The 17313-nt window shown below is 41.1% G+C and carries 13 protein-coding genes and 1 pseudogene; 2 read left to right on the forward strand and 12 right to left on the reverse strand.

Annotated elements, in window-relative coordinates; all coding sequences use genetic code 11:
* Positions 1 to 108: 108 nt before the first annotated feature.
* Positions 109 to 756 carry a prepilin peptidase gene (locus tag ABZ559_RS09915; RefSeq protein ID WP_367006213.1) on the forward strand — a complete coding sequence of 216 codons (648 nt, stop codon included), beginning with the start codon at positions 109 to 111 and terminating at the stop codon, positions 754 to 756.
* 83 nt (positions 757 to 839) lie between these two features.
* Positions 840 to 2174 (forward strand): Nramp family divalent metal transporter, encoded by a 1335-nt coding sequence (locus tag ABZ559_RS09920; RefSeq protein WP_367006215.1) that lies wholly within the window; start codon positions 840 to 842, stop codon positions 2172 to 2174.
* 70 nt (positions 2175 to 2244) lie between these two features.
* Here ABZ559_RS09920 and trpA read toward each other — a convergent pair whose 3' ends face one another.
* The 12 genes and pseudogenes from trpA to ppc form a co-directional block, all read right to left on the reverse strand.
* Positions 2245 to 3030: a tryptophan synthase subunit alpha gene (gene trpA, locus ABZ559_RS09925; RefSeq protein ID WP_367006217.1), complete on the reverse strand. Its 786-nt coding sequence runs from the start codon at positions 3028 to 3030 to the stop codon at positions 2245 to 2247.
* Between the two features lie 3 nt (positions 3031 to 3033).
* Complete coding sequence (gene trpB / locus ABZ559_RS09930) at positions 3034 to 4236, reverse strand: tryptophan synthase subunit beta (RefSeq protein ID WP_367006219.1); 1203 nt, start codon at positions 4234 to 4236, stop codon at positions 3034 to 3036.
* On the reverse strand, positions 4233 to 4814 hold the full coding sequence (locus ABZ559_RS09935) for a phosphoribosylanthranilate isomerase (RefSeq protein ID WP_018376040.1): 582 nt from the start codon (positions 4812 to 4814) through the stop codon (positions 4233 to 4235). The genes trpB (ABZ559_RS09930) and ABZ559_RS09935 overlap by 4 nt, the downstream gene beginning before the upstream one ends.
* Complete coding sequence (gene trpC / locus ABZ559_RS09940) at positions 4801 to 5568, reverse strand: indole-3-glycerol phosphate synthase TrpC (protein WP_018376041.1); 768 nt, start codon at positions 5566 to 5568, stop codon at positions 4801 to 4803. Before trpC ends, ABZ559_RS09935 begins: the two co-directional genes overlap by 14 nt.
* On the reverse strand, positions 5565 to 6569 hold the full coding sequence (gene trpD / locus ABZ559_RS09945; RefSeq protein WP_018376042.1) for an anthranilate phosphoribosyltransferase: 1005 nt from the start codon (positions 6567 to 6569) through the stop codon (positions 5565 to 5567). Before trpD ends, trpC begins: the two co-directional genes overlap by 4 nt.
* Positions 6570 to 6908: 339 nt before the next feature.
* Positions 6909 to 7481 carry an aminodeoxychorismate/anthranilate synthase component II gene (locus ABZ559_RS09950; RefSeq protein ID WP_018376043.1) on the reverse strand — a complete coding sequence of 191 codons (573 nt, stop codon included), beginning with the start codon at positions 7479 to 7481 and terminating at the stop codon, positions 6909 to 6911.
* The gene (gene trpE / locus ABZ559_RS09955) at positions 7478 to 8833 is read right to left on the reverse strand and encodes an anthranilate synthase component I (protein ID WP_367006222.1); all 1356 of its coding nucleotides are present in this window, start codon (positions 8831 to 8833) and stop codon (positions 7478 to 7480) included. The genes ABZ559_RS09950 and trpE overlap by 4 nt, the downstream gene beginning before the upstream one ends.
* Before the next feature lie 15 nt (positions 8834 to 8848).
* Positions 8849 to 9075 (reverse strand): annotated as a pseudogene (locus ABZ559_RS09960) (chorismate mutase).
* A 493-nt stretch (positions 9076 to 9568) separates the two neighbouring features.
* Positions 9569 to 10762: a tryptophan synthase subunit beta gene (gene trpB / locus ABZ559_RS09965; RefSeq protein WP_367006224.1), complete on the reverse strand. Its 1194-nt coding sequence runs from the start codon at positions 10760 to 10762 to the stop codon at positions 9569 to 9571.
* Between the two features lie 1267 nt (positions 10763 to 12029).
* The gene (locus ABZ559_RS09970; protein ID WP_367006225.1) at positions 12030 to 13232 is read right to left on the reverse strand and encodes an IS110 family transposase; all 1203 of its coding nucleotides are present in this window, start codon (positions 13230 to 13232) and stop codon (positions 12030 to 12032) included.
* 521 nt (positions 13233 to 13753) lie between these two features.
* Positions 13754 to 14227, reverse strand: a complete 474-nt coding sequence (gene tnpA, locus ABZ559_RS09975) for an IS200/IS605 family transposase (RefSeq protein ID WP_002891962.1) — start codon at positions 14225 to 14227, stop codon at positions 13754 to 13756.
* Positions 14228 to 14425: 198 nt separating this feature from the next.
* Entirely contained in the window at positions 14426 to 17251 is a 2826-nt protein-coding gene (ppc, locus tag ABZ559_RS09980) for a phosphoenolpyruvate carboxylase (protein ID WP_367006227.1), read from the reverse strand.
* Between the last annotated feature and the right edge of the window lie 62 nt (positions 17252 to 17313).

The following is a 17313-nucleotide window of genomic DNA, read 5'->3' on the forward strand; positions in this document are numbered from 1 at the left end:
GTAAAGTGAGAGTTCTTATTTAGAATGATTATCATTCTTACACCCTCATTTTAGGTCTATTTTTACTAAAAATCAAACATTTTGCTTGGAACTTTCGAATAAATAGGTATGGCAAATTTACTTATTTTTTTCTTTGGAACCAGTTTTGGATCTTTTATTGGTTTGGTTGTGGATAGATTTCCCGAAAAATCTATCCTTTATCCACAAAGTCATTGCGATTCCTGTGGAAACTGTCTGCAAGTCAGAGATTTAATCCCCATCTTCTCACAACTTATCAACAAGTCGCGCTGTCGGTGGTGTAATCAGAAGATTCCTTGGCGCTACATCGCTCTTGAGACCATTTTGGGCATCGTTTTCTATCTAGCTTGGTGCGGGCAATTCAGTGGCAGCCAAGTTTTCATTATTTGCCTTAGCTTGACACTCAGTCTCTATGATTGGCAAAACCAATCCTTTCCTCTCCTCGTCTGGCTCATTCCAAGTTTAGTGGCACTACCATTTACTGGGATTAACAGCCTAGCTCTGTGCTTCTTATTATTCGGAGTCATGGCAGAGCTGGTTGACTTGAAAATCGGCAGCGGAGATTTTTACTATCTGGCAACCCTTTCTCTATTCCTTAGCTTTCAAGAGATCCTTTGGGTGGTTCAGTTAGCCTCCCTGTCAGCTATTCTAGCCTGCTTTTTTATCCAAACTAAACGCCTACCTTTTGTACCATTTTTATTTTTTGGCTATTTAGTGATTAGCATTATTTGTTTTTAACTATGCCTAACTAAATTTTTAAATATTCTTAACAAATAATCTATTTTCTGCTATAATACTTCTTGTCAGAAAGAAGTATTTATATGAAACAAAGAAAAATATCTCTTAGCGAAGTTAATCAAAGTGTCAACGTCCCTAAAAATGCAGGTTTTTTCAAAACCCTCAGTGCTTTTTTAGGCCCCGGAGCTTTAGTGGCCGTTGGTTATATGGATCCAGGGAATTGGATTACCAGTGTCGTTGGTGGCGCAAGTTATAAATACCTTTTATTGTCCGTCATCCTCATTTCTTCCCTCATTGCCATGCAGTTACAGCAAATGGCTGGAAAATTAGGTATTGTTACTCGTCAAGATTTGGCTCAAACAACAGCTGCCCACCTTCCTAAATGGCTACGTTATTTACTCTTTGTGGTTATCGAGTTAGCCCTCATGGCAACTGACTTAGCTGAAGTCATTGGCTCTGGGATCGCTCTTCACCTACTCTTTGGATGGCCACTACTTTTCTCCATTCTCATTACCATTTTAGATGTCTTTTTACTCCTGTCGTTGATGAAGTTAGGTTTCCGTAAAATTGAAGCTGTGGTATCAACCCTGATCTTAACCATTCTAGGGATTTTCATTTATCTGGTTCTCCTCTCCAAACCTAGCCTCTCTGGGATTTTACATGGCTACCTTCCCAACTCAGCTATCTTTGATTTGCGACAGACGGCTGCCAACAGCCGACTGACACTGGCTTTGGGGATTATCGGAGCAACCGTTATGCCACACAATCTCTACCTACATTCCTCTATTTCACAGACACGAAAAGTCAATTACAAGGACCCTGATTCAGTTACAGAAGCCGTACGCTTTATGACTTGGGATTCCAATCTTCAATTGAGTCTGGCCTTTATCGTCAACTCCTTACTCCTCATCTTGGGAGCCTCCCTCTTCTACGGACACGCTAGTGATATCAGTGCTTTTTCACAGATGTACAATGCGCTACGCGACTCATCCATTGCTGGTAGTGTTGCCAGTGGGCTGCTATCAACCTTATTTGCTGTGGCTTTGCTAGCCAGCGGGCAAAATTCAACCATTACAGGAACACTGACTGGACAAATTGTTATGGAAGGATTTCTTCATTTCAAGCTACCACAATGGCTTATTCGTCTGGTCACACGACTCTTAGCATTGTTGCCGGTCATCATTGCTGCAGTGCTCTATGGTAGTAAGGAAACCATTTTAGATCAACTTATTGTTTATTCACAAGTTTTCTTATCACTTGCCTTACCGTTTTCAATCTTCCCTCTAGTTTACTTCACTTCAAATCCTAAAATCATGGGAAAATTTGTCAATGCCCGTTGGAACAGCTTCCTTGGCTATCTGATTGCTATCATTTTGACTCTACTCAATTTCAAACTCATCTACGATTTAATCCTATAAAAAGCTGAATTGAACTGAATCTTTCGTTAGATCTTACGTCTAACCATAGGAACAGTTCAATATCAGCTTTTTATTTTTTCTCAAATTGAGAGCCAAATGCAACAAAGTCTGTCACTTCTTGAATTTTACCATCGTGAAGCCCTTGGACAATTTTCGTACCTACGATAACTCCATCAGAAACAGCATTAAACCGCTCGATATCTTCTTCTGTGGAAACGCCAAATCCTGTCAAAACAGGGATATCAGCATGGACAGTCAAGTTGGCTAAATGCTTGTCTAAATCATCTCGATAATTTCCTGTCTTACCAGTAACCCCATTGATGGCAACTGCATAGACAAATCCTTCTGCCCCATCAATCAAGAGTTTTTGACGGTCAAGTCCCGTTGTCAGACTAACAAGTGGCACAAGTGCAATATCGCTTCCTTCCAAGAAAGGCTTAATCATATCTTCATGTTCATGTGGTAAGTCAGGAATAATCAAGCCTTTGACAGAAGTGTCCACTAAATCTTTGATGAATGTTTCAATACCATATTGATAGACGGGATTGATGTAGGTCATGATGATAAGGGGAACTTTTGTTTTTTGCTCCTGCAATTTTTGGACTATAGCTGCCAGATTGACACCTTTAGCTAGACTGCGCTGTCCTGCCAACTCTATCACAGGACCATCGGCAACTGGATCTGACCATGGAATACCGACTTCAATGGCGGAAGCTCCGCTATTTTCCAACAAAGTAATAATCTCAAAAAGCCCATCTAACCCCTTAGCATGGTCGCCAGCCATGATATAAGGGACGAAAATCCCACGCTTACTATTCTTAATTGTTTGCAAATGTTTTGTTAATGTCTTTGTCATATCTTACTTCCCTTCCGCTTCAAAACGCTCTTTGACCTGCATAACATCCTTATCACCGCGTCCAGATAAACAAACGATAAGAGATTGGTCTGGTGTCATTTTCGCTGCTACCTTTTGTGCTAGGGCAATGGCATGGCTTGACTCCAGAGCTGGGATAATGCCTTCCAAACGTGAGAGGAGTTTAAAACCTTCAAGCGCTTCTTCATCGGTGATAGAATCATAAGTCGCACGACCAATCTCATTGAAATAACAATGTTCAGGCCCTACACCAGGATAATCTAATCCTGCCGAAATTGAGAAAGCTTCCATAATTTGACCATGTTCATCTTGTAAGACCTCCATCAAGGCACCATGGAGGATACCTGGACACCCCTTAGCAAAAGTTGCCGCATGCTTATCAGTATTGAGTCCCAGACCAGAAGCTTCTGCACCATACATGGCAACAGAGTCATCATTGACAAAGGGGTAGAACATACCGATAGCATTTGAACCGCCACCAATACATGCCATGACCGCATCTGGTAAGACTTTGCCAGTCATCTCCGTAAATTGACGTTTAGATTCTTTACCGATGACCGATTGAAAATCTCGGACAATTTCTGGAAAAGGTGCTGGGCCAAGAGCAGATCCCATGATATAGTGGGTGTCATCAATACCCGCCACCCAAGCACGCAAGGCTGCATTGACCGCGTCCTTGAGTACGCGTGAACCATCTGTCACACTATGTACCTTAGCACCTAAAAGCTCCATGCGAAAGACGTTGAGCGCCTGACGTTTAACGTCTTCTTCACCCATATAAATGGTACACTCCATGTCAAAGAGAGCGGCTGCGGTGGCTGTTGCTACACCGTGTTGACCCGCACCTGTTTCAGCAATGATTTTCTTCTTACCCATGCGCTTGGCCAGTAACACTTGACCAAGGGCGTTATTAATTTTATGAGCACCAGTGTGGTTCAAATCTTCACGTTTGAGGTAAATTTGGGCACCACCGATATACTTGCTCAGCTGCTTTGCATGGTACAGTGGGGTTTCGCGTCCGACATAATATTTGAGCAGCTCATCCAATTCCGCTTGGAAAGTTGGATCTGCCTTAGCCTCACGATAGGCTTTATCCAACTCAATCACTGCTGTCATCAGCGTTTCTGGGACAAACTGTCCACCAAATTGTCCATAAAATCCATGTTGGTTTGGTTCTTGATAGGTCATTTTTTCACTCTTTCTATAAATTGTCTAATCTTGTCTAAGTCCTTGATACCGTTGGTTTCCACCCCTGACGAAACATCCACCGCATAGGGCTGAAAAAGAGCTTGCGCTTCTGTCACATTTTCTGCTGTCAAACCGCCTGCGATAAAGAAGGGTTTTCTAATCTCCTTCTCCGCCAATAAGTGCCAGTCAAAAGCCTGACCAGAGCCAGCTGTTGGAGCATCAAAGAGCAGGAAATCCGCTGCGCTGTCAAGCTGGGGTTCATCATCTCTGATTTGGATGGCTCGAATGACAGGAACAGAGATTTTAGACAAGTCTTTTTCAGGAAAGTCTCCATGAATTTGTACTATATCCAATGGAACTTTAGCAATTGCCTCTTCTAATTCCGAAAGGCTAGGTGATACAAATACTCCAACGATTTTTGTAGCCTCAGGAACTACTTTCGCAAGTTCATTAGCTCGCGCCAAACTCACCTGTCGCCTGCTTGGAGCAAAAACAAAACCAATGTAGTCTGCTCTGCTATTAACTGCCATCTCTACCGCTTCTAGCGTTGACAGACCACAAATTTTAACCCTTGTCAATCTGCAACTCCTTTATTTTCTCAGCAACATTATCAGCCGTCATTAGGGCTGTCCCGACTAAAATACCATTAAAGTAAGGCGCCACCAAAGCCGCATCCTCAGCTGTAAATAGGGCTGATTCAGAAATGTAGGCAGGCTTGCCTTTAAAATATGTGGAAAGTTCCAAGCTAGTATTGATATCTGTCTCAAATGTCACAAGATTACGGTTATTAACACCGATAATATTCGCACCAATACGATGAGCGACCTCTAGCTCGGGCAGGTTGTGAGTCTCAACCAAAACTTCTAAACCAAGTCCTGTTGCAAAGTCATAAAGCTCCTTGAGATGCTTTTCTGATAAGGCCGCCACAATCAGCAAAATTACCGTTGCTCCAGCATTTCGACTACGAACAATCTGCTTTTCATCAATAATAAAATCCTTGGCTAAGGTCGGAATTGACACTTGTGAGGAGATTTGTCGTAGATAATCAATATCACCTTTAAAGAACAATTCATCTGTCAAAACAGAAATCATCGCAGCACCATTTGCCTCATAGGTTTTGGCCTGAGTGACGATATCTATATCCAAATTGATGTCCCCCAAACTCGGACTAGCTTTTTTTACCTCAGCAATTAGTTGCAGTTTATTGGGGTGAGTTTTTAGGAAATCATAAAATTTATAAGTCTGACGAAGTGACTTCAACTCCTCCATCGGCAAGCCAGCCACTTCTTTTTCTTTCTGTTCTAAGATTGTGGGGAGAAAACTTTTGCTCATATCTGTACCTCCTGCAAGTGTCTGAGTTTAGCTAGAGCTGACCCATCTGCTAGTAGCTTGCGAGCTAGTGCCACACCTTCTTTGATGGTGTTAGTCTTACCGTTGGCAAAAAATCCTAGTCCAGCATTTAGAACCGTTGTTTCAAGGTAAGGGCTAGCTTGATTTTGGAGAACGCTAAGTAAAATATCCGCATTTTCCCTGGCATCACCTCCAACAATATCTGCTAACTCTACCTTTGGCATGTCTAAGTCCTCATAGGTAAAGTTATGCTGACTAATTTGACCATCTTCTAATAGTGTATAGGTATTGGTACCATAAAGCGCAGCTTCGTCCATGTTGTCTGGTCCAGTGATGATAATAGCTCGTTTACGTCCTAATTTTTTCATGGTTTGAGCAGCCATTTCTTGCAAGTCTTTGCGGTAAAGCCCCATCAGTTGCGACTCCAAATCCAAAGGATTGGCCAAAGGACCGACAATATTCATGACTGTTGGAATCCCTAGAGCTTTTCTTGCCGGACCAATATAGCGCATGGCTGGGTGCATGGTTTGGGCGAAGATAAAGGCGAGACCAACTTCATCAAGTGCTCTTGATAGGGTTTTCGGGGCAGCGGAAACATTGATACCCAGCGCCTCTAAGACGTCTGCTGAACCTGATTTTGAAGAAACAGAACGATTGCCTGCCTTTGCCATGCGAATCCCACCTGCCGCTAAGATAAAACAAGCTGTTGTTGAAATATTAAAACTAAAGGATTGATCCCCTCCCGTCCCACAATTGCACATAGCATCCTCAAAAGAATCAGGTAAAAGGGTAGCGTGCTTTTTAAGAGCTCGAACAATACCAGTAATTTCAGCAGCAGTCTCCCCTTTAGTCTTAAGTCCTATAAGAAAAGCAGCAATTTGACTTTCTGATACTTCATTTTTCAAGATTTTATCAAAAAGAGCTTCCACTTGTTCTTCTGATAAGTCTTGTCGATTTGAGATTTGTGTAAAAATTTCTTTCATTGACGTCTTCCTTTCATGATGTAAAAAATGTTTCCTCTGTTTCGCGTTATTAGAACCTGTATTCACAAACGAAGTGCTTATAGATAAGAGATCACTTTTCGCTAATCAAGGCAGTTTTTTGAGAGAATACTGACTGTATATTGAAAAAAAACTAACGATGAGTGGCTCAAAAACTAGCCTTAGATAGAAATGCTGAACTGTAGATACAGGTTCTTACTTAAACTCAGATTTTTATGAATTCTCTTCGAAAATCAACCTCGAACGGTGTTGACCTGATTTGATGAACTCTAGTTCTGTCTTCACCTACGTCACCTAGTCTGATTTTGATTTTCATTGAGTCTAAGCATTATGTTTGACTAAATTTACAAAATTCTCAATCATTTTCAATCCATCTGGACTACCGATACTTTCTGGATGGTACTGCAAGCCATAGATGGGGAAATGTTTATGCTGAATAGCCATGATTTCTTGATCGTCTGTGGTAATAGCAGTAACCTCAAAGTCTGCTGGTATTTTTTCCACAACAATGGAATGGTAACGCATAATGGGAACTTCCTTGTCAATCCCTTCAAAGAGAGGAGATGGTGTTTCAAGAGAGATAAAACTCTGTTTGCCATGCATGACATTTTTAGCGAGCCCTAGTTTTCCACCAAAACTTTCAGCAATAGCTTGGTGTCCCAAACAAACTCCCAAGATGGGTTTACGGCCAGCAAAGTCCTTGATCATGCTTTCCATCTTGCCTGCGTCTGCTGGCCAGCCTGGGCCTGGTGAAAATACTAAACCGTCTGCTCTTTCGGCCTCCTCATACAGAGCATCAGCATCATTTCGCAAAACCTTGACCTCTGTAAATGTTCCTAAATATTGTGCCAAATTGTAAGTGAAAGAATCATAATTATCAATCAGTAAAATCATCGTGTATCTCCTATTCTCGTCATAGCTTTGGCTTTGTTGATGGTTTCGTAAAATTCATTTTCAGGTAAGCTATCATAAACAATGCCAGCACCTGCCTGCACATAGGCTTTTTGATTTTTCAAAATCATAGTGCGAATAGCAATGGCAAAATCCATATCCCCAGTCGCAGATAAGTAACCAATGGCACCCGCATAGATGCCGCGCTTTTCCTGCTCTAATTCATAAATGCGACGCATGGCACGGATTTTAGGAGCACCTGATACAGTACCCGCTGGCAGAGTTGACTTAAGCGCATCAACAGCCGATAAGGCCGACAAGAGTTCTCCTTTGACCACACTGGTCAGGTGCATTACATATCGAAAATATTCAACTTCCATGTACTTACTTACCTTGACAGTGCCATTTCTAGCAACTTTTCCTAAATCATTACGTCCCAAGTCAACTAACATGCGATGCTCCGCCGTTTCCTTGATGTCTGAAACCAAATCCTTAGCCAGAGCTACATCTTCTTCCTCGCTGTCACCACGAGGTCTCGTGCCTGCAATTGGATTGGTGGTTACTACTCGATTTTTTACCGAAACAAGACTCTCCGGACTGGCACCAATGACCTGATAATCCCCAAAATCATAAAAATAAAGGTAATTGGAGGGATTAGTGATGCGTAAATTGCGATAATAATCTAAAGGATCACCTTCAAAATCAGCTGAAAAGCGCTGGCTGATGACACATTGGAACATATCACCTTCACGAATCAGCTTTTTTGCTTTGACTACCATTTCAGTGAAGGCCTCTTTTTCGATATGATTGGAAAATTGCAAAGCATGAAGTTCCTGCGGTGTAAATTCATTGGAAGCCTGCGTCTGTAAGTCTGTGATAACTTGACCAAGAGCTTGGCGCACCGTATCATTATCACGACCAGAGTAGATGTTATCCTCTATGACGTAAATTTTTTCCTTCTTATGATCGAAAATCAAGTAAGATTCATAAACAAAGAAGTGCATATCTGGTGTTCCAATAGTATCTACTGGAATATCTCCGATATTTTCATAAAGACTGATCATGTCATAGCCGACAAAACCAATGGCACCACCAGCAAAGGGGAGTTCTGAGCTAATGCCCTTTATCGTTATTTGATTCAAATAATCCAAGGGATCTTGCTCCACAGCTTTGCCATTTTCATAAAGAACTCCTTCTTTAAAGATAATTTCAAAGACAGGATTGTAAGCCACGATGGAAAAACGGGCATTTTCTTTCTCACGTGGAATAGACTCCAAGATGATCTTGTGCTCACCTTGCACACGCATATAAGCCAGAATAGGTGTCAAGGTGTCTGCTGGTAAAATTTTTCTCATAGAAGTTTCCTTTCATCAATTGTCTTTATTAATTGTCATTTCAAGCTCGGTGAAGGCTTCAATCATTGAACGCCAAATTTTCTCAGCCACATCTGGAGACAAATGGGCTTTAGCAGCCTCCTATCGCCGACTAGCAAGAACTTGTGATACCCTGTCAGCTACCTGAACAACTCGGATATCGTTCTTATTTTTAACCGCCCAGCTTGTTCAACTAAACGCTGACGCTTGGCCAAAAGAAGAATTAAGAACCTGTATTCACAAGTAACGTGCTTTTATATAAGAGATCGTTTTTCGCTAATCAAGGCAGTTTTTTGAGGAATACTGACTGTATTTTGAAAAAAAACTAACGATGAGTAGCTCAAAAACTAGCCTTAGATAGAAGTGCTGAACTGCGAATACAGGTTCTAATCCTTGGTCTATTTGATCAATCGCATGACGAATCTCCGTTATATTTTTCATACAGTCACTCTCCAAATAAAAACAAAATCCCCACACAGAAAAAAACTCTGTGCGAGGGCGTTAGTTAATCTAGCGCGGTGCCACCTCATTTGACGAAAACTAGCTCTCGTCATCTCAACCTCCTCCAATAAGGAGTTGCACAGTAAGGGGTGCCACCCTGAGGACTATTGTTTATCCCCAATCCCTCTTTCAGCCCAATGTTCATCAAAGTCAGATACTTGTTTCCATCGCCCACAAGCTTTCTGAAATCCACCTTAGACTACTTTTCTGAAAGGTTTAATCATTTTTCGATTCTAAATAATCTGCGATTGACGCTACATCCTTATCGCCACGACCCGAAATATTGACAATAATAATTTGATCTTTTCCCATTTTAGGAGCACGCTTGACAGCCTCAGCAATGGCATGAGAACTCTCTATAGCTGGTATAATCCCTTCTGTTTTTGAGAGCAATAGCAGAGCTTGTACTGCTTCATCGTCTGTAGCTGGGACATATTCTACACGCCCTGAACTTCTCAAGAAAGCATGCTCTGGGCCAACTCCTGGATAATCAAGACCCGCAGAAATTGAATAAACAGGAGCAATGCTACCATCATCTGCAAAAAGAGCATAAGTCTTCATTCCATCAACAATTCCTACAGTTCCTTTGGTCATTGTCGCAGCATGCTTATCCGTGTCAATCCCATGCCCAGCAGCCTCAACACCAATCAAAGTAACTTCTTTATCTGCAACATACTGTGAAAAGGCACCAATCGCATTTGAGCCTCCACCGACACAGGCAATTACCGCATCTGGCAGACGTCCCTCTTTTTCTAAAATTTGATGACGTGACTCTTCACTGATAACCTTCTGAAATTCATGAACAATAGTTGGATAAGGGTGAGGACCAACAGCTGAACCCAAAACATAGAAAACATCCAAGTCTGACATCCATGCTTCAAAGGCTGCATCGACAGCTTCTTTAAGAGTTGCCGTCCCCGCAGTCACTGCATGAACTTTTGCCCCCATCATCTCCATACGGAAAACGTTTAGGCGTTGGCGTTTAACATCTTCTGCTCCCATGTAAACATCACAGGCCATACCAAATTTCGCTGCTGCAGCTGCAGTGGCTACACCGTGCTGACCCGCACCTGTCTCAGCAATAACCTTGGTTTTGCCCATACGTTTAGCTAAGAGAATTTGACCTAGAACATTATTTAGTTTGTGAGAACCCAAGTGATTCAAATCTTCACGTTTGAGATAGATTTTCGCCCCACCCAAATGTTTGGTCAAACTTTCCGCATAATAAAGTGGTGTTTCTCGACCTGAGTAGTCTTTTAAATAATAATGATATTCGTTCAAAAATTCTGGATCATCCTTATACCGATTGAAAACATCTTCCAGTTCGTCCAATAAATGTTGAATGGGTTCAGGTACAAAACTACCTCCAAATTCACCAAAATAACCTTTTTTACTGATTTGTTCTGCCATTTTATATCTCCTTTTCGTTTTTCTCTTTAGTTAACATTTTAGTTCGCTTTTAGTTATGAACAGAAAATTTTGTGGTAAACCATAGCACCAACTCCTATTTAATGCTACAAAACAAACTAAAGACTATATCTGAAATCCTTATAATTTAGAAAAACAGTCGCCATCGTTTAAACATTAACATTCCTCCAAAGAAGCAAAAAGCCCTGCACAGAAAAAAGCTCTGTGCGAGGGCGTTAGTTAGTCTAGCGCGGTGCCACCTCATTTAACGAGAATTAGCTCTCGTCATCTCATCCTCCTCAAACAAGGAGTTGCATGGTAAGGACTGCCGCCCTGAAAACATTATAGTCTCACTTTTAAAGAGTTACTTCCCATAAGACTTTGACATCAAAAAACCTCACACAGAAAAAACTGTGTGAGGGCGTTTTAAGTTGCCTAACGCGGTGCCACCTCATTTAACGAGAACTATCTCTCGTCATCTCATCCTCCTCAAACAAGGAGTCGCACGATAAGGGGTGCCTACCTGAAAAATATGTTTTATCTTCACTCTTTACTATCAGCCCAATTTCACAATCGCCCGCTACCTGCTCACAATAACCGCAGGCTCCCTGAAAACTTCTTACTGCTACTTTTCTGATTTGAGATTATTATAGCTGGATTTTTAGAGTCTGTCAATATTTTTTTGAAATTTTCTAAAAATAATAACACTTAATGACAATCAAAATCAGACAAATTTTAACAGATTTGGCAAGTCTATTATGGGTAAGACATAAAACGAACTTAGAGGCTGGACAAAAAGCCCAGCAGCACTTCTCAAGGTTTGTTCAACATTTCAGCGCAGTGGTTGATTGGGTTTAACAGTCCAGTGGACTGTTAAAGGTTGGAGATAAGGTTTGCGAAGCAAATCTCAGCAATTCGTGTTTTACACTCCAAATTTGACCTCTACGACTGATGCGAACAGAGTTCGCTTCATTTCCAACCTCAAAAGATTCCCCTAACCTTTGGAGCTGTGCGGGGCGGGAGTGAAACAGTCTGGGAATAGACTGTTTCAGCTCAACAACTTGAAACGAGAAATTGTTGACGAACTCTCTTTTCTACCATTTGTCAAGCCTATCAAGGTTTTAGAGAAAAAATAATTTTCATACAGTCATCAAAATAGGGAAGTGACCTTACTTTACACTAAAGATTTACATAAAAAGTGTATACAAAATCAACACCTTATTTTGTGATTTTTGAAATAAGGTGTTACAATAATATGGCATAAACAGTTTTACCGATTTTGGGTTAAAGTGTAATCGTAAAGTTTGTTATGCATAATGAGGTAATACATTGTCCGGATGAGACGATGTATGGAGGCAATCGTGTGTGGCTTGGTTGAAGTCGTTTGCGATTGCCTTTTTCGTTTCTCATAAAAGTCTGCAATATGGCAAGGATTGGTGTGACTAGCTGAAGCGATATTGTGAATGCATTTGAACAGAATCTTTCTAGCGTAGGGGTTGCCACGCTTGGTAATGTGTTCCTTAGCGATGAAGTTTCCAGATTCATAGTGTCTCAGGTCAATACCGATAAAGGCATTGATTTGATTGGCAGACTGAAAACGGCGAATATCTCCCAGTTCACCAATAATACTTGTTGCAGTCGTCTCAGCGATACCAGGAATAGAAAGCAGAATGTCATACTCTGGTAAAGGTTGAGCTAGTTCCACCATTTCGTCTAAGATTGCTTGTCTCTGTTCAGAAAGTCTAAGCAATTCTTTTGCATAGTAACGGACCTCTTCCATGATTGGAGAGGTTTTCTTGACGGCACAATAAGATTGATTAGCTAGTGCTGTCAGCTTCTCTGCTAAGTAGGCCACACGCTCGTCAGAAATCCGTTTTGAAGTGGACAGACGGATGCTCTTTGAGAGTTCATCCTTGCTTAACTCAAGCACGAAGTCCTTGCAAGGAAACGCAGTAACTAAGTTCCAGTATTGTTCCCCAGTTGGTGTTGACAAGATAGTTTCCAATTCAGGAAAAGTGACCTGTAAGACCTTGTGCAGACGGTTTTTAGCTCGAACGATGTCCTCAGTTAAGTTCTGATAGAACCGACTTGAATCTCGCAGATCTTGATAGACTTCTTCTTGGACATAGGTCGGTTTACGATTCAATACAAACTGAGACTGAGCCAGTTTTTCGGCGTCAATTTGATCTGTTTTTCGCACACGCAAGCTATCCAGTTGCTTCTTGGCTTCTAAGGGATTGAGTCGCGTATAAGCGTAGCTATGTTCATCCAGAAAAGCTTGAAGACGACGAGAATAGACGCCTGTTGCTTCAAAGATGATTTCTGGCTTGTGGACAGTTTTCAAATCGCCAAGTAGCCGAGAAAATCCAATGGCATCATTGGCCATGGTATAGCCATGAACCTTCTCGCCGTTGACTAGAATAGCCACTTCTGAACTTACCTTACTCACGTCAATTCCCAATACTACTCGCATGATATTACCTCTTTGTCTTGAATGATTCCTTGTTTTAGTGATGTCATTTTCAATACTCGACGTCTGGCGTCCCACATACTTTGATAACATTCTTTCTAAAACAGGTGTCTTGCCAGTTTTTGTTGCGACGTCTAGCGTCAAAAAGCCCCACGACTTAACAAGACACCTCTACTTTATCATCTTGAGAATGAAAAAAGTAGTGAGTACTCTCTCCCGTCAGAGATTTCCTCACTACTAATCTTAGTATGTTTTTACCTGTTGAGTTCTTTCCCGCTCCCACCATAAAACTCTACGTCTTCTTAGTTTTCGGGGAACAGGCTGTTAAGTTCACCACTGATAATTTCTTGAAGAGGAAAGGTAACACTGATACTTTGTCTGTACAATCAAAACCACCCGTGAGAACGGGTGGTTTGCTCTTCGGCTGAAAGCCTCTGCTACCGGCCGAGGCCTAAAGGCCTACCGAATGGTTTCCCTTCAGCACCACCTTTGCTAGCTGACCCGACTAGCGGGTCTCTTTAAGACTACTTTCTTTTATTCTTCTCACCTGTAAACGGATCATATTCCTCGAAAAGACTGAGCTGATCTGCTATCACGTCTTCTTGTAATTGATTACGAATATATTCTTCAATTCGCTTCTGATTTCGCCCAACCGTATCAACATAAAACCCTCGACACCAAAATTTGCGATTCCCATATTTATACTTTAAATTAGCGTGTCGGTCGAATATCATTAAGCTACTTTTACCCTTTAAATATCCCATAAATGAGGAAATACTTAGCTTCGGTGGTATACTCACCAACATGTGAATGTGATCTGGGCATGCTTCTGCTTCATGAATTTCAACACCTTTTCTTTCACATAATAACCGTAAGATTTGACCAATACTTGCTTTGTATTTCCCATAGATTATCTGACGTCTATATTTTGGGGCGAAAACAATATGATACTTACAATTCCATGTAGTATGTGCTAAACTATTATTATCCTGTCTCATCAGAGGTACTCCTTTTGTATATTAGTTAGTGGTCGGGAAACCTTATCTAATATAACACTTTAGGGGGACTTTTTTGATACATCGCTAAAAGCTTTTCGGAACCACTAGCACAGCTAGTGGTTTTCGTGAGACAAAAAAAAAGGCTGGAATCATCCAGCCTCTTAAATAGTTTTCGTTAATAAGTCTGCCTAGATAGAATCAGCCTGAATTGCGAAGTCCTGTAGCAATTCCGTTGATAGTGGTATGAATGAGTTTTTCGTAGTCCTCATTTACCCCATCATGGCGTAGACGTTTAATCAGCTCAATCTGAATGTAGTTTAAGACGTTGAAGTAAGGAAGACGGAAATCAAGACTAGCACGAAGAGATGGATTTTCCTCCAACAACTCCTTGTGATTTTCAATAGCTAGAATGACTTCTTTAGTCAGTTTCCATTCCTCAAAAATAATCTTGAACACATCACGAACTTCTTGACTTTCAGCCAACTGTGCGTATTGGTAGGCGATGCTCATGTTAGATTTTGACAAGACCATATCAACATTTGACAAGAGCGAATTGAAGAATGGCCATTTTTCATACATGTGTTGTAATTTGGCCAAGTTACCTTCTGCGGCATCAATATAATGCTTGAAGGCTGAGCCAACACCATACCATCCAGGGAACATGATACGGTTTTGTGACCATGAGAACACCCAAGGAATAGCACGCAGTCCTGAAATTTCAGTAATCGTTTTACGAGCTGCTGGACGTGAGCCAATGTTCAGACTGGAAACTTCCTTGATAGGACTAGCCTCAAAGAAATAATCGTAGAAATGAGGATTTCCAAAGACAAGATCACGGTAAATGACATTTGAGTCAGCTACAATGTCATCCATAGTCGCACGGAAATCATCAATCTCATTTGGATCAGTAATCATTCGCGTCACCATACGGTCAATAGTTGCTGAAATCAGCATCTCAAGATTGTAATAGGCCACATCCTTGTTACCGTATTTATTTTCAATGATTTCACCTTGCTCAGTCAGACGAATGCGGTCTTTGATAGAACCAAAAGGTTGTGAAGTAATGGCTTCATAAGAAGGTCCACCACCGCGTCCAACAGTACCACCACGGCCGTGGAAGAAGGTTATTTTCACTCCATGTTCCAAACCGATTTGTGTCAGTTCATTTTGAGCTTTGTAAAGTGTCCAACCTGAAGCGAGATAGCCGCCATCCTTGTTTGAATCAGAATATCCAAGCATGATTTCTTGATAATTGTGATTTGTAGCCACCCATTTCTTGACGATATCGTAGTCAAGGTACTGAGTCATAATACCACGTGAATTATCCAAATCTTCAATGGTTTCAAAAAGCGGTACAATCTGAATACGAGCCTTTTCCTTGTCAATCAAGCCGACTTCTTTTAGCATGATGGCAAGTTCAAACATATCTGACACACTCTCCGTATGTGAGATAATGTGCTGTTTAATCACTTCTTCGCCCAATTTGTCTTTGAGCTCACGCGCCACTTGATAAATAGCCAATTCTTTTTGCAAGAGTTCTGACTTTTCAACATTTGTTGAGGAAAGTGTCCGCGGATCTTCTTCCAATTCTTTGAGAAGGACAGCACATTTTTCTTCTTCGGAGAGAGAACTGTAGTCATCAACAATATTTGCAGACTTAAGCAATTCAGCCACACAAGCTTCTTGTACGCTAGAATCTTGACGCATATCAATACTTGCAAGATAGAAACCAAAGACTTCAACGGCCTGAATCAATTCGCTCAAATCACCTGTTAGAAGGGCATCATCGCCATTGTCCAAGAGAGATTTCTTGATGAGTAGGAGATCTTCTTTGAATTCTTGAGCTGTGGCATAGCGTGGTAAATCTTCCTCGCTAAATTCAGAAGCCACCTCTGACACTTTGTTCTGAACATAACGTGCAACCACACCTGCATTGTTTGCACCCGTGTTAACATCTGCAAAGACCTCATTGCCATCAATGCGAGAGGCCAAGCTAGAACCACCCACTTTGAGACCGATCAAGGTTTGGATGAGTTTGGACTGGATGTAATGGAAAGCCTTACGATAAGGTTCGTTTTCACGGTAGATAGATTTGTCACTAGATTGGGCAGCCAAATATTCAACTTCTGGGCTGATATTTGTTAAAGTCGTTGACAATGAGAAAGTACGGTAAAGCCCTGACAACTTTTCAATGTAATAGTTAATAATGACTTCACTTTGAACAGTGGCAGAAAGGCGAAGAGTCTCAGCAGTTACATAAGGATTTCCGTCACGGTCTCCTCCAATCCACATGCCCATCGTAATAGGTGTCGGATTGTCTAGTTCAAGTCCCTTATCGGCAGCCAATTTTTTATATTCGGCTGTCAATTTTGTAATGGCCTGAATCAATGAAGAGTTGTAATACTCCATGACGTTAGTGATTTCATTTTTTACTTTGAGTTTCTTCTCACGAATAATATCCGTTTGCATGATGATCTCAATGTAACGGCGCAAATCTGTGTGCCATTTTTCTTCATTGACTACACCCGCACGCACATCACGATATTTACGAAGAAGGTCATGAATTTTATTCGTCAATTCAAGAACGGTCTTACGCTGAACTTGTGTTGGGTGAGCTGTCAAAACAGGAACGACATTCACATGTTCTAAAATCTCCTTGGCATTTTCCTGCTCTGCCACCATATCAATGGTTAGGGACATTTTTCCTAGATAATCAGCCTTGGTATTGTTTTGATAGTTAATCTCATAAGCCAAGTCAACATCTTCTGAAATGTTAATCAAAAGTGGCAAAATTGAGAAATAACGAGAAACAATAACCATTTCTTCATTAGTTAATTGAGAAATCAAGTCATTTAACTGAACATCATCTTCCTTAGCAGAGAGGTCAATAATTTTTTCGATTTTAGCAAAAGAAGCATCGCCAACCATTTGGCGAGTGATTTCTTCTAGCATTTTCTTCAAAATACTGACTTCTTCAGTGATGATAGCCTGATTATTGCTGCTTTCTAACTTTTTGACGGTCACACAATCACTCCTTCATTAAGAGACCAAGCTTTTGCCATCATTCAAAAATGATGTGCTTTAGC

It is taken from the genome of Streptococcus sp. ZY19097 (genome assembly GCF_040731245.1).
Taxonomy (GTDB): Bacteria; Bacillota; Bacilli; order Lactobacillales; family Streptococcaceae; genus Streptococcus; species Streptococcus orisratti.

Coding starts and splice junctions, on each gene's coding strand:
- ABZ559_RS09915 (WP_367006213.1), top strand. CDS start 109: ATGGCAAATTTACTTATTTTTTTCTTTGGAACCAGTTTTGGATCTTTT.
- ABZ559_RS09920 (WP_367006215.1), top strand. CDS start 840: ATGAAACAAAGAAAAATATCTCTTAGCGAAGTTAATCAAAGTGTCAAC.
- trpA (WP_367006217.1), bottom strand. CDS start 3,030: ATGACAAAGACATTAACAAAACATTTGCAAACAATTAAGAATAGTAAG.
- trpB (WP_367006219.1), bottom strand. CDS start 4,236: ATGACCTATCAAGAACCAAACCAACATGGATTTTATGGACAATTTGGT.
- trpC (WP_018376041.1), bottom strand. CDS start 5,568: ATGAGCAAAAGTTTTCTCCCCACAATCTTAGAACAGAAAGAAAAAGAA.
- trpD (WP_018376042.1), bottom strand. CDS start 6,569: ATGAAAGAAATTTTTACACAAATCTCAAATCGACAAGACTTATCAGAA.
- ABZ559_RS09950 (WP_018376043.1), bottom strand. CDS start 7,481: ATGATTTTACTGATTGATAATTATGATTCTTTCACTTACAATTTGGCA.
- trpE (WP_367006222.1), bottom strand. CDS start 8,833: ATGAGAAAAATTTTACCAGCAGACACCTTGACACCTATTCTGGCTTAT.
- trpB (WP_367006224.1), bottom strand. CDS start 10,762: ATGGCAGAACAAATCAGTAAAAAAGGTTATTTTGGTGAATTTGGAGGT.
- ABZ559_RS09970 (WP_367006225.1), bottom strand. CDS start 13,232: ATGCGAGTAGTATTGGGAATTGACGTGAGTAAGGTAAGTTCAGAAGTG.
- tnpA (WP_002891962.1), bottom strand. CDS start 14,227: ATGAGACAGGATAATAATAGTTTAGCACATACTACATGGAATTGTAAG.